Genomic DNA, 19671 nt, shown 5'->3' with positions numbered 1-19671 from the left:
ATCAAAAAACCTCTGATCCGGAAGGCTGTAAAAGAAATATCTCTCAATATCTCCTACAGTATTTCCAGATCAGAGGTTTTTATTTACTCTTTGCAGGCTTATTTCCAGTCGTAATTTCTCAGATGGCCTTCCAGATTCATATGCGTAAAATTATGCTGTCGCAGCGCCTCATAAAGCACAATGGCAACTGAATTGCTTAAATTCAGGGAACGGATATCTCCGATCATCGGGATCCGCACGCAGGTTTCCTGATTGTTCACCAGAATATCCTCCGGGATTCCCGCACTCTCCTTGCCAAACATAATGAAACAGTCATCCTCATACTGCACATCTGTATAAGTCTGAGGTGCCTTGGTAGTTGCGTAATAAATCTTTGCTCCCGGATTCTTTTTGAGAAAATCCTCATAGTCCAGATATCTGGTCACATCCAGTTGTTCCCAATAATCCATACCTGCACGCTTGATGGCCTTTTCATTCAGGCGGAAACCAAGCGGTTCGATCAGATGCAGCCTGGTTCCTGTTGCCACACAGGTTCTGCCGATATTTCCTGTATTTGCCGGAATTTCCGGCTCATGGAGCACAATATTCAAAACTCCCATTTATTATTTTCCTCTTTTCTACATAACATTAAATATACAAAATATGCATTCGCAATCCGCTTCGCTGCTTGCTCATGAAATCAAAAAGCCAAGCTTTTTGATTTCATCTTCTGCCGGCCGTTCCAGATATCTGGCATTTCCGCCGCTGTAAAGAAGCCTGTCATTTCCGGAATCGGTCTGTCCGATCACTGCTGCCATGATCCCCTCTCGCCGCAGCTGCTGCACAAACGCATCGCCTCCACGGATTCCCAGAAGAATACTTCCGCTGGAAAAGAGCTTGTACGGATTCACATCAAAGACCTCACAGATCTCTATGGTTTCCTGTCGGATGGGCACACTCCGAAGATCTGCGCTAAGACCTACCCCGGATGCCTCCGCTATTTTCCAGAGGGCAGCAAGAAAGCCACCTTCTCCCATCAGATATCGGGCACTGGCTCCGGATTTTTCCGCCATTTTCCAGATCTTATTATTCTCTTTTTCTGTTCCTATTCCGTAAACCTCCGGAAGCTTCACAACATCCTCTAGAAACCGTTCTGCAAAAACATCCCGCAGTCTGTCATGATAATTCTTTGTGATCCATGCAGTTCCTTCTGCAGCCACAGGGCCTGCCACGATCAGCTCATCTCCCGGCATAAGCCGCCCGTCTATCTCTGCCTGAAGCGCCTCCAGTGCCTTTTTTCCAAGTTTCATAACTGCCGCCTTAATAAATGATAAGCGAAAGCACAGTCGGAACTACCATTGCCAGTACCAGAATAACTGCGATGATCGCTGTGATCACTTTCCTTTTTTTCGGATCAAACATTCCCATAATTATTATTCACCTCATCTGTAATATCCGTTAATTGTGCATTGTTGGTCAAAGGATCCCTGTCTGTATAATCAAAAAGAAGCCTCTTTCCATCCCGGAACACCTCGATATGGGCGGTTTTCGGGATTTTTTTTGCTTTCCGGTAATCCCAGATCAGCCGCTCGTACGGCTTCTGGTCTGAAGCAAAGGATGGCCTGCTCTTTAAATTCTCTCGAAGATACAGATCGAGGAGCATTACATCGGAAAGTGCTTCCGGCGGGATCTCTTTCTGTTCTCCGGCAAACTCCATAAGAATCTCATAGCGCCTCATTCTGGAATGAGAGATCTCCGAGTATCCTTTTTTCTCATAAAATCTGCCAAGTGCCTCATACATCCGGAAAGGATCGTCAAAATACTTCTCCAGAAATACAAGGGTATTTTTGAACTGCCCACTATTATAATACACTTCCACCATACTTTCCACCATTTTCAGCCTTAAAATCTCCTCGTAGGTCAGCCAGGCTGTGGAAAGTACCTCATAGGGTTCCCGATCCTTATAAAGAATCTGATATTCCCCTGTCATTTCCATCATGTGTGATCCCTTCAGCACCTTCAGAAAACCAAGCTGAAACTGTTCCGGATGCAGTGTGTAAACATCGCAGAATGACTTGTGGAAGCTATCATAGCCCTCATAGGGAAGTCCTGCGATCAGATCCAGATGCTGGTGGATATTTCCAAAGCTGTGGATCTGCTCTACAATCCTTTTCAGCTTTTCAAAATCCATGGTTCTCCGAATGGCTTTGATGGTCTGAGGATTGGTAGACTGTACACCAATCTCCAGCTGGATCAGACCCGGACGCATGGTTTTCATCAGCGCCAGCTCCTCCGCACGGAGAAGATCTGCTGAAATTTCAAAGTGAAAATTGGTGATCCCGTTGTCATGCTCCGTAATATACCTCCAGATCTCCATGGCATGGTCATGCTTGCAGTTGAAAGTACGATCCACAAATTTGACCTGAGGAACTTTATTATCAATAAAAAACTGCAATTCCTTTTTTACAAGCTCAATATCACGGAACCGAAGCTTCTTATCTATGGAAGAAAGGCAATAGCTGCAGGAAAAGGGGCATCCCCTGCTGCTCTCATAATAAATAATGCGGTTTTTAAACTCTGTAAGATTGCTGTATGCAAACGGAACTTTACTTAGATCCATCAATTCCCGCCAGCCCGTGTGTACAATATTCCTGTCTTTGTTTTCATCACGAAAAGCCACTCCACGGATCTCGCTCAAAGTTTCCGGTTTTCTTTCTATATAATAACCTGCCAGTTCATGGAAGGTTTCCTCTCCTTCTCCCACCATCACTCCAAAAAACGCAGGATTCTTTTTCAGAAATTCCACCGCATCGTAGGATACCTCCGGGCCTCCTGCCCAAAATTCCACCTGTGGAAGAATTTTCTTAAGATCCGGCACTAGTTCCCTGACAAAGGAAATATTCCAGATATAGCAGGAAAAGCAGATCACATCCGGCTGCTCCAGATAAATATCTTTTAAAATGTCATCCCTGATCTGATTGATCGTGTACTCTTTGACCACAACCCTGGAGCTGTATTCTCCGGAACAGGATTTCAAGTTATATACCGCAAGATTGGAATGGATATATTTTGCATTGCATGCTGCAAGTAAGATTTTCAAATTTTACATTCTCCTAACTTCTGCCGGATAATTTCTTTCCCCGGCAGTTTTCATTATTTCTCTGTTGATCCTTTTCGCTTTATGATTATAACGTTCCCTCCACCGGATGTAAATAGAAAAACAGGGGTTAGAGACATACCGCGCGAATTTATGCGATCAGCATAAATTCTGTGCATCGCGAAGCGTGTTGCTGAGAACGGAGTGAACAGTAACAAACAGAGATTTCCCTCCTGCCGCAAAAATGCCGTTTTTGTTGTATTTCCATCCAAACAGCGTTAAAATGAGTACTATATATTTTTATAAAGGAGTAATCTTTTTATGGATCGAAACAGCTGTCTGAATTATTTTCAGGCGTTTCCCTTCTGGGAACATATGACTGAAGAAGATCGGAATTTTCTTCTTGATAACATTCGCGAGCTTCATTACCCGGCAGGTGCTGCCATACAGTCTGAAGAGCGCCAGTGCCTGGGAACTCTTTTTCTTCTGAAGGGAGTTCTCCGTGTTTATCTACTGTCCGCTCAGGGAAAAGAGGCTACCCTGTACCGTTTAAGGGACAGTGATATCTGCACTCTTTCCGCCTCCTGCATGCTTTCTGCCATTACATTTGATGTACAGATCGATGCAGAAACAGACTGTGATCTGCTTCTGCTTCCGGCAGTTCCTTTTTCCCGGCTGATGAAAAACAATATCTATCTGGAAAATTTCATCTACAAACGGACAACTGAACATTTCTCAGATGTGATTGCAGGAATCGAACGGACATTTTTTATGACCCTGACTCAGAGGATCGCAGCCTTTCTTCTGGATGAAGCTGCAGATACCGGTTCCGATGAGCTTGCTCTCACGCAGGAAGCCATCGCCCGCTCCATCGGAAGTGCCAGGGAAGCTGTCAGCCGCAGCCTGAAAAAAATGAATAAAGACGGCTCTATCCAGATCTCACGGGGATCGATCCGCATTCTGGATAAAAGACGTCTTTATGAAATGATGAATCTTTTTTAATTTGAAGCTATTTTTGGTGCCGGCTGCAGAATCCACCAGAACAGCATCGGCATAATAGTCATTACCGGCCACATATAACGGATCATCCCATTTACAGGAGAAACAAGACATATCAGTATATTCAGCACCGGTATGGCAAAGATCAGGATTTTTTTCCATTGTTTCTTCACAAGAAGATATCCTATCAGTAACAGGGTAAGCCATGTATACGTTCCTGCACTTAGGATAAGTCCCAGGCCAGGTGCGCGCATCCATAATTCATCATAAAGCCGGAATATATACTGGATTTTTTTTGGTCCAACATAACTGACATCGATCCCGGATTTCTTCTGATACAGTTTATCTATGTAGAACCGGTACACGCCCTGCTGTCCTCTTCCCATATGGAACGGATCATTATAACTGTAAATATTATTCAATGTCGCCTGGATATATACTCCCGGATGACGACGGAACATGGCAAACCAGGCTTTAAAATAATCCTTCATGTATCCATCCAATTTAGGATCATCATCATTATCTCTGAACCTGAATGTAATTTTCACAGGATCCGACAGTTCCGGATTATACTTCTCGGCAAGAACATCATAATCCAGGATCCTGTTGATCGCTTTCTTCTCACTTGCGGTTACATCATCCGGATATTCTCTCAGATATCGGGCAGTCTGCTGAAACGGTACCGAAAGCATTTCACATCGGGATCCAGGTGCCACGCCAAGGGCAGGTGCTGCCCCCTTTTCTACACCCAGATAACAGGCAAAAACACAGACAGCCACAATAAATGCATATTTCCTCGCTCCCTTTACCAGGAAGAAAAACAAAAGGATCAAAGAAGGCAGGACCAGATGAATGCCATTATTTCGGGTAAGACAGACACTGATTCCCAGAAGAAATAAATATACTGCCTTTCTCTTGGAAAAGGAATGACAAATATCTATATACACTGCAAAATACAAAGTAATGACTGCCGTATACAAGCCATCTTTGATCACTGCCTGCGCATAGCTTCCAAATATGGGAACAAATGCAAACAGCAGAACAGTACCAAAAAGTATCCATTTTGGAGCCTTCCATCTGTACAGATAGCGGACTACCGCACTGTAACACCAGATTTCCACAGAAGTAAACACAATGACGATCAGAAATACTCCAAAATTATAACACCAGATAGTTTTTCCAAGTGTCAGCAGTCCACCCATGATCATCGTCAGGACCCATGGATGATGATTGTCCAGCGGCATAGCTCCCAAAAATACATCCAGCTGCCGAAATCCATCTGCCGGGATCGAACCTGGGAGAAATGCCAGGATAAACGGTGTCCATCCAATGATCATAGATATCTTTGCCAGGCGGAACCACATTACCTCTTCCTCTCTGGCCGGGATACGCCCGCAGGCCTTTCGGAAAAACTCCATCTCAGGAATCCTCCAGAAATAAGTGATTCCCATATCACAGATAATATAAAATCCTATAAAACATCCGGCTGAGATCAGGATCTGTTTCTTTGCGCCAAACAGAAAATCCCAGTTTCCATTTGTAAAATAAGAAGTTCCAAGAAGCATTCCCGCTGAAAAGATCACTGCCAAAACATGTGCCTGCCAGTTTCTGTATTTCCGGTAGCCCTCCCATCCTTTCACGTATAAAATAAGAAGCAGGATCCATGCAAGCAAGCTCATGCATCCCAATCCATTATAAACATCGCTCATTTTTTTTGCAGAAGTATTTCCATCCATTGGAAGGCCCGTAAAAGAAAAGGCCAGCGCTGTGATCATTGCCGCGATCACAGGCACTGCATTCTTTTTTATTATTTTCTCATCCATATTTTATTAACCCTTGTTTAAAATTTTCAGTAAGCCAACAATGCTCTGGAAACCATTTCGGTTCCCAGAGCTGTATCTGTTTTTTCTGTTTTCTGTTTTGGTTACTGAAGCGCTGCCTCAAGCTCTGTCTTTGATGTCAGTCCCACAAAACGTGCGGTCTCTTTTCCTCCTTTGAATACCAGCAGTGTAGGGATACTCATGATCTTGTACTGCTGTGCCAGTGATGGCTCTTTGTCTACGTCAACCTTGCCAACTTCATATCCGGCTTCTGCAAGTTCTTCCACGACCGGAGCCTGGCGTCTGCATGGTCCGCACCAGGTTGCCCAAAAATCTACCAGTACCGGCTTTTCTGCATTTAATACCTCAGTTTCAAAATTGTCTGTTGTAAAAACTTTTGCCATGATAAAATTCCTCCTTGATCCTGTATTTGTTTTTTTTAATTTCAGCTTATGCCTCCGCTTTCAAAAGCTTCCGCACATACCGACAGGCGGAAAGTCCTGCCTGGGCACCGTCATGAACAGCTTTTGCCACCTGGAGAAGTCCACCGGTGCAATCACCTGCTGCATACAGCCCCGGAACTGTAGTCTCCATCTCTTCATTGACCCGGATATTTCCTTTTTCATTCAGCTCCGCGCCGATCTGGCGGGCCATCTCCGAGCTTCCGGCTGTACCAAGCGCTACAAAGACTCCCTCTGCCGGCACAAAAGAATCTTCTCCGGCACCTGCCTCCTGCATGGACACATCACTTTTCAGGCGGATGCCTGAAACACGTTCATCCCCTTCGATTGCCTGGATCTTCATGGTATTAACCGGAAGCTGATTTTCTCTTGAAAATTCCGGTTTCTTTCCATCTGTAAAGATCGTCACACGGGAAGCGGTATGAGAAAGTTCTTCTGCTTCATGAAGAGCAAAATCACTGCTTCCAAGCACTGCCACTTCTTTTCCTCTGTAAAAAAATGCGTCACATACTGCGCAGTAGCTGACACCTTTTCCCTCAAATTCCTTTACTCCCGGAATCCTGGCAGAAGCTCTCCTGCTTCCGGTTGCCAGGATCACGCTGCGTGCCTCAAAATCTCCTGCGGTAGTTTTCACCTCAAAAGTATCAAAACCACCCATTCCCACAACCTGGGCATCCAGGATCCGTACTCCAAGTGCTCTTGCCTGGGCAAGACCTCTTTCAAAAAGCTCTCTGCCGGACAATGGCTGCTCCAGTCCGTAATAATTCTCGATCTTCTCTGCTTTTTCCAGTGAACCGATCCCTGTATTTATAATCAGTGGATTCATATTTCCCCTTGCCGCATAAAGTGCTGCCGAGATCCCGGCCGGACCTGCTCCTATGATAATGATATTCTCCATTTCAGACACCTGCTTTCTTCTTCATTTGGATCTGTTCTATAATATACGCTTCGCATTGGTCTGTTTCTGTGATCAGGTCACTTTTCCTTCACAGAAGTCATTATACCACATTCCCCAAAAATTACACCCTTTTTTCAATAGCTTTTATTTGCGTCTGTTTCTCTTCTATGCTATTATTATAACGTCTTTAAACCAATTAAATGAACCAAGATGATACCCCTGCGGGATCATAAAAAGGAGCCTAATCTCTATGAGAAATTTTGAATATTTTACCCCTACCCGGGTTATTTTCGGGAAAGATACACACCTTAAGATCGGCACTGTTCTAAAAGAGCAGAACTGCAGCAAAGTACTGATCCATTATGGCAGCCACAGTGCAGTAAGCTCCGGTCTGATCGATGAGATCCGATCTTCTCTGGATGAAGCTGGTATCTCCTATGTCACTCTTGGCGGTGTGGTTCCTAATCCCCGTCTCTCTAAGGTACGTGAGGGTATTGAGCTTTGCCGCAAAGAACAGGTTGATTTTCTTTTGGCTGTTGGCGGTGGCAGTGTTATTGATTCCTGCAAGGCCATCGGCTATGGACTTGCCAATCCGGATACAGATGTATGGAACTTTTTTCTCCGCACCGAAGCCCCAAAAGCCTGTCTTCCCGTAGGCGTTATCCTGACGATCGCAGCTTCCGGAAGTGAAATGAGCGGATCCTGTGTGATCACCAATGAAGAGGGCTGGCTGAAACGGAGTAGTGCCCGCAACGATCTGTGCCGCCCACGTTTTGCTATTTTAAATCCTCGACTCACCTATACCCTGCCGCAATATCAGACCGAAAGCGGCTGTGTGGATATCCTGATGCATACTATGGAACGGTACTTTGTAAATATCGAAACCATGGAGATCACTGACAGTATCAGCGAATCTCTGATGCAGACTGTGATCTATAACTCCCGGATCCTGATGAAGGAGCCGGATAATTATACTGCACGGGCAGAGATCATGTGGGCCGGCAGCCTTTCCCACAATGGACTTACCGGCTGCGGAACCGGCGGTGGTGACTGGGCCTGTCACCAGCTGGAGCATGAACTGGGCGGCACCTACGATGTAGCTCACGGAGCTGGTCTTGCCGCTTTGTGGGGAAGCTGGGCACGTTACGTTTATGATGCAAATCCGGAACGCTTTGCCCAGTTTGCAGTCAATATATTTGACATTCCCTGCAGTACTGACTTCAACAAAACTGCCCTCGCCGGCATTGAAGCCATGGAAGATTATTTTCGTTCCATCCAGATGCCTACCAGCCTTCATGAGCTTGGTCTTGATCTTACAGAAAAAGAAATCCATGATCTGGCGTTTAAATGCAGCTTTGAAGACACCCGTACCATCGGTGTATTCAAACAGCTGAACATGAAAGATATGGAAAAAATCTATCTTGCTGCCAGATAAATCTGTAGCCATAATATTGCAGATGTTTTTTTGAAAATCAGATTTTTCAGAAAAACATCTGCTTTTTTTATTTTCCCCTTGCATTCTCTACATAAATGTGTTAAAGTAACAAAGTACTCGAAAGAGACATGCCCAGATAGCTCAGTTGGTAGAGCAGAGGACTGAAAATCCTCGTGTCGCTGGTTCGATTCCGGCTCTGGGCATTATTTTTTTACTCTGATCGCAGAATAGCCTCTGCTGGTCAGAGTTTTTTTATACAAAAAAACTGCTGCAAATCCCTTATGGAATGGAATCTACAGCAGTCTTTTTCTGATCACTGAAGCAAATATACTTCTGTATAAAACACACCCTTCTGCTCTGCTTCGGAATGTGTTGCCACATATACGTCGATACAATTGGTCCGGATTGCTCCTCCACAGTCCTCTGCAACATAAACCTGGCCATTGATCACTACTTTGGAACCGTATGGGATCTGACTCGGATCCACTGCGATCGTACGGTTGGTAGTGGCCGTTACTCCTGTGGAAGTAATTCCATTCGCCCATGGTCCGCAGCAGATGCTGCACGGACAATAATGCGTGATCCGGAATGTTCCCAGTGGTTTCAGTGTCGCGTCAGAAGATACTGATACCGGCGTTCCGATCTGTACGCCAGCTGCGGTACTTCCGGAACCACCTGTGGAAGTTACACCATCCACTGCATCCGCAAAAATCCCCTCCCCGGAACTCTTGGTAAGGGATCCTGCTTTTGTGTTCTTTTCCTGCTCTGCCTTGGCCACTTCCGTAGCCTGATAACCTTCCAGACAGCTGGTCGGAATATATCCGACGTGATCTGAACCACTGTCATCTGTGTAAACGATCCTGCTCCAGATAGCATCTACCGTACCTGTTCTTTTCAACTCATCATCCTGAAGGACCTCTCCTACAACCTCTCCGTCTTTCTTTCCGGGATAATCCAAGATATCACTGTCCTGTGCCGCTGTAACTGTATCCGTAAATTTATTTACGATCTCTGTATCACTGAGCACGCTGTCCGAAACATAACCGATGATCTTGTCCTCACCTTTCTTTTGGAAGGTCACCTTGCTCCAGCCATTGTCACAGACTGCAACTCTTTCAAGCTTCGTTCCCAGGATCACAGAACGCAGCTCTGTACCACTGTCTCCCGGATTGGACCGGATTAACGTATTTTTCGCTGTAACATAAAGCGTATCATTCTTCGCCAAAACATTTACTGTATTTCCCGCCCCATCATCGATCTGAAACTGCTGAGGTGTTTTTTTCTCCTGTGTATATGTATCCAATGTTGCTTCATATCCCAGTACCTCTGCAGATACTGATGCAGGGAAAAGCATAGAAGCACATAAAATAACTGCCAGAAGCTTTTTTCGCATGAAATCTTGCCTCCTTTTTTCCGGCATTCTACGGTTTGTCCCGACTATCATAGCATATCAGATCATATTTTGCAATTTCACAGGACAGTCTTCAGAAATTTTTAACAAAAAGATCATATTTTTTAACTGGTCAAATCTATCCGTAACGGATACAATACATATATGAATACAAAACACAAGAAACCAACCCTTACTAAAAAACAGCGCCACAGACTCCGTGTACAGCAGGTACGCAGGCAAAAGATCTTTCTGACATGTCTTTTTCTGCTGATCGTGGGCTGTATCCTTCTGCGTTTTCCCAGATTTTCCGGCAGGCAGGAGGAAACCCATCAGATCAATGCAGCCTGTGAAGCTTATCGCGATGAGGTTTCCAGCGAAGCAGCACAATATGATATGTCCGACTATGTAGACCTGCTCCTGGCTGTGATGATGCAGGAAAGCTCCGGACAGGGTACCGATCCCATGCAGTCCTCAGAAGGAGCCTACAATGCCAGATATCCTCAGCAGCCCAATGGTATCACAGATCCTTCTTACTCTATTTCCTGTGGCATCCAGGAACTGAAATATGCTCTGGATAAAGCCGGCTGTACCGGTCCGACTGATCTTTCCAAAATCCGTCTGGCTCTGCAGGCATACAATTTCGGAGCCGATTCCTATTTTGCTTATCTGGAGGAGAACGATCAGACTGTGTGGACGGCCCAAAGTGCCCAGGCCTTTGCCCAGATAGCAAGCGGCAACACACAACGTGATGAAGATGATCCCCTTCACGATCCTGCAGGTCCATGGGACTATGGTGACCAATACTATCCGGATCATGTTTTGCGCTATTACCACTTAGACAATAACTCATAAGCCACCGAAATATTGCCATATACAAGGTCTGTTTCAGATGTCTGGAATAAACTTTATATGTTGTATATAATTTCAAAAAAATTCCAAAAAACATTTGACAGAATATAAAATCTATGCTAATATATGTCTTGTCGCTGAGGGAGATACTTGAGGCGATAAGGCATATGCGATAGTGGCGTAGTTGGTAACGCGCGACCTTGCCAAGGTCGAGACCGCGGGTTCGAGCCCCGTCTATCGCTCTTCAGAACTCTGTTTTTCAGAGTTCTTTTTTTTGCTGATTTATACCTAATTTCAATCATATAGATATTCACAGCCTGTTGAAAACTATCCTTCTTCAATCAAAAAGTCCCGAATCTGATTTCTTTTTTCCAGAAATTCAGATTCGGGACTTTATATTTTTTATCTTTTATTTCAGCCGCTTATCATGGTCATGATATATATCTTTTAGTGGTGGAAAAGGCGGATTCCAGTAAATGCCATCACCATTCCATACTTATTACATGTATCGATAACTGCGTCATCACGGACAGATCCGCCCGGCTCTGCAATATATTTTACACCGCTCTTATATGCGCGCTCAATATTATCACTGAACGGGAAGAATGCATCGGATCCCAGGGTCACGCCGGTAAGACCATCCAGCCATGCTCTCTTCTCTTCTTTTGTGAACACTTCCGGCTTCTCTGTGAATGTCTTTTCCCACGCACCATCTGCAAGGACATCCATATATTCCTCACCAATGTAAACATCAATGGCATTATCTCTCTCCGCACGTGTGATCGTGTCTTTAAACGGAAGCTCCAGTACCTTCGGGCACTGACGGAGATACCAGTTATCTGCTTTCTGGCCTGCAAGGCGTGTACAATGTACACGGGACTGCTGTCCTGCACCAACGCCGATAGCCTGTCCGTCCTTAACAAAGCATACGGAATTGGACTGTGTATATTTCAGGATGATCAAAGAAACCTTCATATCTCTCTTGGCTTCTTCCGTAAGCTCTTTATTCTCTGTTACAATATTGGAGATCAGCGCATCATCAATTGCCAGCTCCTGGCGGCCCTGCTCAAAAGTAACTCCAAATACCTGTTTATGCTCCAAAGGTTCCGGAACATAATTTTCATCAATCTGGATCACATTGTAATTGCCTTTTTTCTTCTGCTTCAGAATTTCAAGAGCCTCCTCTGTATATCCAGGTGCGATCACACCATCAGAAACTTCTCTCTTGATGAGCATTGCGGTATCTTTGTCGCAGATATCAGAAAGAGAAATGAAATCACCAAATGATGACATACGATCTGCACCTCTTGCTCTTGCATATGCACATGCAAGCGGAGAAAAATTCTTCCAGTCCATATCGTCTACCCAATAGATCTTTGCCAGTGTCTCATTCAGTGGAAGTCCGATGGAAGCACCTGCCGGAGATACATGCTTAAATGAAGTTGCTGCCGGAAGTCCGGTTACTTTCTTAAGGTCACGTACCAGCTGCCAGCCATTAAAAGCATCCAGGAAGTTGATGTATCCTGGTCTTCCGGAGAGTACCTGGATCGGAAGCTCACTTCCATCTGCCATATAGATCTTTGATGGTTTCTGATTTGGGTTACATCCATATTTTAACTGTAATTCTTTCATGAAAAAGCTCCTCCGTTCTCTGTGATATCCCTATTTTCTTATTTATTCTTGTTTACAATCCTGGATTCATATTTTCCTGTCTCAATGTCAATAAAACGAACAAAGAGAGAAACTTTATTATCCTGGTTCAGGCTCTTCCAGAGGAGATCCGCAAATTCATCAATATCGCTTGGGATCTCTACCAGCTTCGGCTCTCCCTCGAAACTTGGAAGTGGATTTCCATCACATTTATAAGTATGGATAAAACGTCCCTGTCCTGCTGCCGCATTCTCATAGGCGAATGTATAACGAAGACAGGAATCCTGATTTCCGTTATTGCTCTTTAAAATAGACATCGCATAATTGAATTTACCGTTTTCAACATGAAGAACGCCTGAAATACGAGGTGTATAGTTCGGCGCATCCGGCTCAAACTCTCTGCTGCGGAGAGACTGTTCAAAGGTAAGCTGTCTGTCCATTCCCTCATAGATCGTATCTGTCTGATCACCATTTGTTACAATGGTCTTATTTCCAAGGACACGTACCGGTGCATAGATGATCAGGCTCGGGTCTGTAAGCTTGGATGGATCAAAAGCCTGTGTACGGATTCCTTCCCCATCCTCAACAAAAATACGGTTTCTGCTGTTCTCGCTTCTTCCCATAATAAAATATGCAGTAACTGCATGTTTCCCGTCAGCGGAACGTCCGATCACAATTCCTCTTCCCGGATAGGAATTTTCTTTCAGTTCTTTTTCAAGTGAAAATGTCGTCATTTTTCACAGTCCTCCTTGTCTAATGTAAGGCCCAGGGCTTATCCCAGGATATGAACGGTAACAAAAAACCGCCTGGACACCCCTTATCAGGCTGCCCAGGCGGTCGGCTTCTCACTTCACTGCACTCCCTGTAGGTGATCCTACTTTCCGCCAGTCATGCAGCTTCTGCTGTTATACTACAATACTTCTTCTTAATTTTCAAGCCCCTATTTTCAGAAATTATTTTTCCAGACTTCTTGTTGCTCACAAAATAAACAATAACACTTTATTTCCCCTGTAATGCATAATCTGTCTGGATCTGTGCGGCAATGTCTGATTTCATCTGGATCCATGCATCGGGATTCTCCACGTAATACTTCGGACAGTCTTTACCTGTAACATCATAATGACGGATCACCTGATCCGAAGTCAGCCCAAAGCGTGTACAAAGCCACGCTGTCAGCTTTACCGTCGAATCATAGGTTGCTGTATTAAACTGCCCTGTTTCATCCGGATGGCAGCATTCAATGGATATGGTATCTACATTTCTGGAATTTGTGGCATAGGATATTTCCGAGGTAGGAATACATTGTACCACTTCTCCCTCCAACCCTATCACAAAATGACTGCTGACTTTGTTGTCCTGTGTTGTCGCAAGATTTTCAAAATAATTCCGGTTGGATACGGCAGTAGATCCCGGATTGGCCGTATAATGAATGGCTATATAATTTACCTGTTCGATAGAAATCTGTGGTCTGGAATAGGAATTCGGTGTCAGAAGCTCCACATCAATAAAAGGCGCTCCTTCTGCCTGCCATTGTTCCGGCCCGCCATTTCCGCTGGCATTCCCGGATATTTCTTCCTGTCCGTACTGAGTTTCACTCTGTTCCATGCGCATCTCCAAAAATGCGTATCCTAACACACACGCAGCAAAAGCAACGATCACAATGATACATATCAGCACAACCCTTTGCAGGATCTTGATCGGATTCTTTTTTCTCAAAGACTTCTTTTTTCTTCTGGAAGACTCGGAGGAAGTTTTCTTTACGGAAACAGGCCGCCCGCTATGGGACGGCCTGGGTGACTTCTTACCGGTCTTACCTTTTTTTCCTTTATTATTCATCTACACTGTAGTTTGGAGCCTCTTTTGTGATGTGGATGTCATGTGGATGTGACTCTTTAAGAGATGCAGCTGAAATCTTGATGAATCTGCCTGTTGTCTTAAGCTTCTCAATATTCTCTGCTCCACAATAACCCATACCGGATCTTAAACCACCGATCAGCTGGAATACGGTATCCTCAACGTGTCCTTTATACGCAACACGACCCTCAACACCCTCCGGCACAAGCTTCTTGGCATTCTCCTGGAAATAACGGTCCTTGCTGCCATTCTCCATAGCTGCGATAGATCCCATTCCACGATATACTTTATATTTTCTTCCCTGGTAAAGCTCGAATGTTCCCGGGCTCTCATCGCATCCTGCGAACATACTTCCCATCATGCAGACATTGGCACCTGCTGCGATGGCCTTGGTGATATCTCCGGAATATTTGATACCGCCATCTGCAATGATCGGGATTCCGTAGCTGTTAGCCACTTCATAACAATCCATAACTGCAGTAACCTGCGGAACACCAATACCTGCAACAACACGTGTTGTACAGATAGATCCCGGTCCGATACCAACTTTGACTGCATCTACTCCGGCCTCGATCAGAGCCTTGGTAGCTTCGCCTGTTGCAACATTACCTGCGATTACCTGAAGTTCCGGATATACTGTCTTGATCTCGCGGACTGCTTTTAAAATGTTTTCTGAATGACCATGTGCAGAATCAATTACGATCACATCTACATTAGCCTTCACAAGCGCATCAACACGTGCAAGCACATTTGCTGTGATACCAACCGCAGCACCACAGAGAAGTCTTCCCTGTGCATCCTTGGCTGCAAGCGGATACTTGATCTGTTTCTCGATATCCTTGATGGTAATGAGTCCTTTTAAATTAAAGTCATCATCTACAATGGGTAATTTCTCCTTACGGGATTTCGCAAGGATCTTCTTGGCATCCTCAAGTGTGATTCCTTCCTTAGCTGTGATCAGTCCTTCTGAAGTCATGCACTCCTTGATCTTTCTGCTGAAATCTGTCTCAAATTTAAGATCACGGTTTGTGATAATACCTACCAGTTTTCTGCCTTCTGTGATCGGAACACCGGAAATACGGTATTTCGCCATCAGATCATTGGCATCCTTCAGTGTATGCTCTGCTGAAAGATAAAACGGATCGGTGATAACACCGTTCTCAGAACGTTTAACTTTGTCAACCTCTTCTGCCTGTGCCTCAATGGACATATTCTTGTGAATGATACCGATACCACCCTGTCTGGCCATAGCAATTGCCATTCTGTGCTCTGTAACTGTGTCCATTCCCGCACTCATCATGGGGATATTCAGCTTTACTTTCTTGGTTAAATACGTTGAAACATCAACCTGATTCGGAATTACTTTAGAATAAGCCGGAACCAGCAGGACGTCATCAAACGTAATGCCTTCACCAATAATAGTACCCATTGCATTTCCTCCCTTTGTGTAAGATATTTTAAATTTGTGAACTAGTGTAACAAAAAACAAGATTCATGTCAATCCAAAAAAACTTTACTCGGTGCAGAATTTTTCATGGTATTGGCAAGTTCATCATCCAGCTCCAGGATCACCTTGCAGGTTTCTCCGCTGTCTCTTACGATCATGGCATAGCGCTTATGATCCTCAATCCCTGAGGAAAAGTCTATGGTTTTCATCTTCTGATTTCCGTTGTAATAATCCATTCTGTGGGATTTCAGAGGTGCCACAAGATCAGCCTCCGCAAGCTGGAGTGATTTTACTCTTTTCCTCTTTGACTTGGACATGATCATATCAATATCCAGTTCCCCGTTAACAAACAGATATTCATATTCCAGGTCTGTTTTCGGAATCACAAAATAACATGCAACACCAAGAGCGATAGCCGGAACCAGAAGAAGTGCATTCAGCACCAGACCTCCCAGAACCATGATCACGGTCAGTGCAATAAGACCGTATTTTACAACAAGATCCTTCCCTGTCTGTTTCTTCTTTACCAGAAGTTCTGAATATAAGTCACTCATTTGCTTCTTCCTTTCGTAATTTACTGATTTCTTTTGATTATAACACAAAAAGAGAGCCGCGTCCATGACGCAGGCCCTCTCATTTTGTAAATTATTTACCTGCCTGATTGAAATTACATCATTCCCATTCCCGGGTTTGGTGCCGGAGCAGGAGTATCCTCTTTAATCGTGGAAACTACAGCCTCTGTTGTAAGAAGTGTAGATGCAACACTTGTTGCGTTCTGAAGTGCACTTCTTGTAACCTTTGCAGGATCAAGGATTCCGTTCTCAACCATGTTTACATATTTCTCATTCAGGGCATCAAAGCCTGTACCTACCTCAGACTCTCTTACCTTGTTGATGATAACAGAGCCTTCCAGTCCTGCATTTGCGGCAATGTGGAACAGCGGAGCCTCAAGAGCTTTCATGATCACAGCTGCACCTGTCTTCTCGTCTCCCTCAAGTGTTGCAACAAGTTTTGCAACTTCTTTGGATGCATGGATGTAAGCGGATCCGCCACCTGCGATGATACCTTCCTCAACAGCTGCTCTTGTTGCTGCAAGAGCATCTTCCAGACGAAGTTTTGCTTCCTTCATCTCTGTCTCAGTAGCAGCACCTACACGGATAACAGCTACGCCGCCTGCCAATTTTGCAAGTCTTTCCTGAAGTTTTTCTTTATCAAACTCGGATTTTGTCTCCTCGATCTGCGCACGGATCTGAGCAACACGTTTTGCGATGGAATCTTTATCACCAAGGCCGTCAACGATAACAGTATTCTCTTTTGCAACTTTAACGGATTTTGCACGTCCAAGCTGCTCCATTTTAGCTTCTTTCAGATCAAGGCCGAGTTCGTCAGAGATCACCTGTCCACCTGTCAGGATCGCGATATCCTGAAGCATCTCTTTTCTTCTGTCACCATAGCCAGGTGCTTTAACAGCTACTACCTGGAAGGTTCCTCTCAGTTTGTTAACGATCAGAGTTGTGAGAGCCTCACCCTCAACATCCTCTGCAATGATGAGAAGCTTTGCACCAGCCTGAACAACCTGCTCAAGAAGCGGAAGGATCTCCTGGATGTTGCTGATCTTCTTATCTGTGATCAGAATATACGGATCATCAAGAGTTGCCTCCATCTTCTCCATATCTGTAGACATGTATGCGGAAATATATCCACGGTCAAACTGCATACCTTCTACAAGGTCAAGCTCTGTATGCATGGTCTTGGACTCCTCAACAGTGATAACACCATCCTTGGAAACCTTCTTCATAGCGTCTGCAACCAGCTGTCCAACCTGCTCATCACTTGCAGAGATTGCAGCTACATTAGCAATCTGAGCTTTTCCGTTGATCGCCTGGCTCATGTTCTTGATCGCTTCTACTGCAACATCTGTTGCTTTTTTCATTCCTTTTCTGAGGATGATCGGGTTAGCTCCTGCTGCCAGGTTCTTCATTCCTTCATGTACCATTGCCTGTGCAAGTACGGTTGCTGTTGTAGTACCATCACCAGCTACATCGTTTGTCTTGGATGCAACTTCTTTGATGATCTGGGCACCCATATTCTCGAATCCGTCCTCAAGCTCAATCTCTTTTGCAATGGAAACACCATCGTTTGTGATAAGCGGAGCACCGAAAGATTTGTCAAGTACTACATTTCTTCCTTTCGGTCCAAGTGTCACTCTTACTGTATCTGCAAGTTTATTTACACCAGCTTCAAGTGCTGCTCTTGCTTCTGCGCCGTATTTAATCTCTTTTGCCATGATAAAATGACCTCCTATTTATATTGATATACGATAAGATGTTTATATTATTTAATGATTGCCAGGATATCTTCCTGCTTTACAATAATATAATCAGTTCCATCCATCTTTACTTCTGTTCCTGCATATTTGGAATAGATAACAGTATTTCCGACTTCTACTTCCATTTTTACTTCTTTCCCGTTTACAACTCCGCCAGGTCCAACTGCAATAACCTCTGCCTGCTGTGGTTTCTCCTGTGCCTGTCCTGGAAGCACGATCCCGGATGCTGTTGTCTCTTCTGCTTCAACCTGTTTTAATACTACTCTGTCGCCTAAAGGTACTAACTTCATGATCTATGTTCCTCCTTTATAAGTTCCATCTTCATCTGCTAGCACTCACTTTCTACGAGTGCTAATCACTATGGCTATATTAGTGAATTTCACATATTTTCGCAACCCTTTTAAGATATAGTTTTTCTATATTATTCTAATTTTATCTCTTTAATACTCTTTTTTTCTCTTGTTTTCTTAATTTCATTATTTATTTTGATTTTATGAAACAGACAAAAAAGAGACTCCCACGATAACGGGAAGTCTCTTTTGTCACGTTCTTTATCTTATATCAAGCATCTGACAGTGCTGATCACATTATGCCTTCTTGCTTCTCTGTGCTTTTATCTCCTCAAGCTCATCAAAGATCACTTCATTAAGAACTTTAATGTAAGTTCCCTTCATACCGGATGAACGGGATTCGATCACACCTGCACTCTCGAATTTACGCAATGCATTTACGATCACAGATCTGGTGATACCTACACGGTCAGCGATCTTGCTGGCAACCAGGATACCCTCATCCCCATCCAGCTCATCAAAGATATGGATGATTGCCTCAAGCTCTGAGAAGGACAGTGTACTGAATGCCGATTTAACGATCTGCTGTTTTCTGTCTTCTTCCGCGTTCTCATCATGAACCGCACGCATCATTTCCAGGCCTACAACTGTTGTACCATACTCGCTGACGATAATATCTTCAATATCATAGGGATGATCATTGCGGTACATGAATAACGTTCCCAGTCTCTCACCTGCAATATCGATCGGATTCACGATTCCCTGATAATTTCCGGGTACATGCTCAAAGCCAAGTGTCTGGAGATTGACATTCTCCTTTGTGGAAAGAACACCAAGAAATCTCTCATTTAATAACGGGTCGATATGTCCGCCGATCTTGTCATCGATCAGCTCTGTGATCTCATCCACACCCGGGCAGATACTGACTCCCAGAACCTTACCTTTCTTACTGAGTACCAGGATATTGGAACTTAAGGTTTCCATGAGCACCTGACAAATGTCGTTAAACACTACCTTGCTTGAGCTGCTGTTATGCAGAAGCTTATTGATTTTTCTAGTTTTATCTAGCAACTGAACGCTCATTTTTCCTCCTTTCACTTTCGTACCTTGAAAGAAATCGTTTTTCTAGTCTAATATTACACGTTATTCTGGAAATTTACAAGACATTTT

18 protein-coding genes, 2 tRNA genes and 1 riboswitch are annotated in these 19671 nt (G+C 44.2%); of the genes, 5 read left to right on the top strand and 15 right to left on the bottom strand.

Features of this window, described 5'->3' with window-relative positions; translation table 11 throughout:
- Nucleotides 1-98: 98 nt before the first annotated feature.
- From trmL to DWX61_RS06520, 3 genes are all read right to left on the bottom strand, one after another.
- Complete coding sequence (gene trmL / locus DWX61_RS06530) at nucleotides 99-599, bottom strand: tRNA (uridine(34)/cytosine(34)/5-carboxymethylaminomethyluridine(34)-2'-O)-methyltransferase TrmL (protein ID WP_118514668.1); 501 nt, start codon at nucleotides 597-599, stop codon at nucleotides 99-101.
- Between the two features lie 72 nt (nucleotides 600-671).
- Nucleotides 672-1289 (bottom strand): AIR synthase-related protein, encoded by a 618-nt coding sequence (locus DWX61_RS06525; RefSeq protein ID WP_182433957.1) that lies wholly within the window; start codon nucleotides 1287-1289, stop codon nucleotides 672-674.
- Nucleotides 1290-1393: 104 nt separating this feature from the next.
- Nucleotides 1394-3079 carry a B12-binding domain-containing radical SAM protein gene (locus DWX61_RS06520; protein ID WP_118514670.1) on the bottom strand — a complete coding sequence of 562 codons (1686 nt, stop codon included), beginning with the start codon at nucleotides 3077-3079 and terminating at the stop codon, nucleotides 1394-1396.
- 318 nt (nucleotides 3080-3397) lie between these two features.
- Between DWX61_RS06520 and DWX61_RS06515 the strand changes: the two genes are divergently transcribed.
- Nucleotides 3398-4078, top strand: coding sequence for a Crp/Fnr family transcriptional regulator (locus DWX61_RS06515; protein WP_118514672.1), 681 nt, complete (start codon nucleotides 3398-3400; stop codon nucleotides 4076-4078).
- Here DWX61_RS06515 and DWX61_RS06510 read toward each other — a convergent pair.
- The 3 genes from DWX61_RS06510 to DWX61_RS06500 form a co-directional block, all read right to left on the bottom strand.
- Nucleotides 4075-5898, bottom strand: a complete 1824-nt coding sequence (locus DWX61_RS06510) for a DUF6020 family protein (protein WP_118624384.1) — start codon at nucleotides 5896-5898, stop codon at nucleotides 4075-4077. The genes DWX61_RS06515 and DWX61_RS06510 overlap by 4 nt on opposite strands.
- 101 nt (nucleotides 5899-5999) lie before the next feature.
- Complete coding sequence (gene trxA / locus DWX61_RS06505) at nucleotides 6000-6302, bottom strand: thioredoxin (protein ID WP_417030033.1); 303 nt, start codon at nucleotides 6300-6302, stop codon at nucleotides 6000-6002.
- A gap of 43 nt (nucleotides 6303-6345) precedes the next feature.
- Nucleotides 6346-7254 carry an NAD(P)/FAD-dependent oxidoreductase gene (locus DWX61_RS06500; protein WP_118514678.1) on the bottom strand — a complete coding sequence of 303 codons (909 nt, stop codon included), beginning with the start codon at nucleotides 7252-7254 and terminating at the stop codon, nucleotides 6346-6348.
- Nucleotides 7255-7504: 250 nt separating this feature from the next.
- Here DWX61_RS06500 and DWX61_RS06495 point away from each other — a divergent pair, with 250 nt between their 5' ends.
- Both DWX61_RS06495 and DWX61_RS06490 read left to right on the top strand, forming a co-directional pair.
- Complete coding sequence (locus tag DWX61_RS06495) at nucleotides 7505-8689, top strand: iron-containing alcohol dehydrogenase (RefSeq protein ID WP_118624382.1); 1185 nt, start codon at nucleotides 7505-7507, stop codon at nucleotides 8687-8689.
- Nucleotides 8690-8819: 130 nt separating this feature from the next.
- Nucleotides 8820-8892 (top strand) — tRNA-Phe (locus DWX61_RS06490).
- Nucleotides 8893-9002: 110 nt separating this feature from the next.
- On the opposite strand, the gene DWX61_RS06485 is transcribed toward DWX61_RS06490, so the two are convergent.
- On the bottom strand, nucleotides 9003-10082 hold the full coding sequence (locus DWX61_RS06485) for a 3D domain-containing protein (protein WP_118624380.1): 1080 nt from the start codon (nucleotides 10080-10082) through the stop codon (nucleotides 9003-9005).
- 162 nt (nucleotides 10083-10244) lie between these two features.
- Here DWX61_RS06485 and DWX61_RS06480 point away from each other — a divergent pair, with 162 nt between their 5' ends.
- Together DWX61_RS06480 and DWX61_RS06475 are read left to right on the top strand one after the other, a co-directional pair.
- Nucleotides 10245-10934 carry a lysozyme family protein gene (locus DWX61_RS06480; RefSeq protein WP_118624378.1) on the top strand — a complete coding sequence of 230 codons (690 nt, stop codon included), beginning with the start codon at nucleotides 10245-10247 and terminating at the stop codon, nucleotides 10932-10934.
- A gap of 166 nt (nucleotides 10935-11100) precedes the next feature.
- Nucleotides 11101-11173: transfer RNA gene (locus DWX61_RS06475), tRNA-Gly, on the top strand.
- A gap of 205 nt (nucleotides 11174-11378) precedes the next feature.
- Here the strand turns inward: DWX61_RS06475 and DWX61_RS06470 are convergent.
- The 8 genes from DWX61_RS06470 to codY all read right to left on the bottom strand — a co-directional run bounded on the left by DWX61_RS06470 (nucleotide 11379) and on the right by codY (nucleotide 19584).
- Nucleotides 11379-12563, bottom strand: coding sequence for a phosphoribosylaminoimidazolecarboxamide formyltransferase (locus tag DWX61_RS06470; protein WP_118624376.1), 1185 nt, complete (start codon nucleotides 12561-12563; stop codon nucleotides 11379-11381).
- A 38-nt stretch (nucleotides 12564-12601) separates the two neighbouring features.
- On the bottom strand, nucleotides 12602-13315 hold the full coding sequence (locus tag DWX61_RS06465; protein WP_118624374.1) for an IMP cyclohydrolase: 714 nt from the start codon (nucleotides 13313-13315) through the stop codon (nucleotides 12602-12604).
- Nucleotides 13316-13401: 86 nt separating this feature from the next.
- Nucleotides 13402-13483, bottom strand: a riboswitch (ZMP/ZTP riboswitch).
- 97 nt (nucleotides 13484-13580) lie between these two features.
- A complete protein-coding gene (locus DWX61_RS06460; protein ID WP_270427505.1) occupies nucleotides 13581-14297 on the bottom strand; it encodes a peptidoglycan recognition protein family protein in 717 nt (238 codons plus the stop codon).
- A 112-nt stretch (nucleotides 14298-14409) separates the two neighbouring features.
- On the bottom strand, nucleotides 14410-15864 hold the full coding sequence (gene guaB / locus DWX61_RS06455) for an IMP dehydrogenase (RefSeq protein WP_118514690.1): 1455 nt from the start codon (nucleotides 15862-15864) through the stop codon (nucleotides 14410-14412).
- A 68-nt stretch (nucleotides 15865-15932) separates the two neighbouring features.
- Nucleotides 15933-16436, bottom strand: a complete 504-nt coding sequence (locus tag DWX61_RS06450) for a DUF6106 family protein (RefSeq protein WP_118514692.1) — start codon at nucleotides 16434-16436, stop codon at nucleotides 15933-15935.
- A gap of 113 nt (nucleotides 16437-16549) precedes the next feature.
- Nucleotides 16550-18169 carry a chaperonin GroEL gene (gene groL / locus DWX61_RS06445; RefSeq protein ID WP_118624372.1) on the bottom strand — a complete coding sequence of 540 codons (1620 nt, stop codon included), beginning with the start codon at nucleotides 18167-18169 and terminating at the stop codon, nucleotides 16550-16552.
- A 47-nt stretch (nucleotides 18170-18216) separates the two neighbouring features.
- Nucleotides 18217-18501 carry a co-chaperone GroES gene (gene groES / locus DWX61_RS06440; protein ID WP_015524351.1) on the bottom strand — a complete coding sequence of 95 codons (285 nt, stop codon included), beginning with the start codon at nucleotides 18499-18501 and terminating at the stop codon, nucleotides 18217-18219.
- A 297-nt stretch (nucleotides 18502-18798) separates the two neighbouring features.
- A complete protein-coding gene (gene codY / locus DWX61_RS06435) occupies nucleotides 18799-19584 on the bottom strand; it encodes a GTP-sensing pleiotropic transcriptional regulator CodY (RefSeq protein WP_015524350.1) in 786 nt (261 codons plus the stop codon).
- Nucleotides 19585-19671 lie beyond the last annotated feature (87 nt).

This window comes from Ruminococcus sp. AF20-12LB (genome assembly GCF_003478985.1).
Taxonomy (GTDB): domain Bacteria; phylum Bacillota; class Clostridia; order Lachnospirales; family Lachnospiraceae; genus Blautia_A.
Note: the sequence above shows the minus strand (reverse complement) of the source record. Positions and strands in the feature narration are given on the sequence as shown.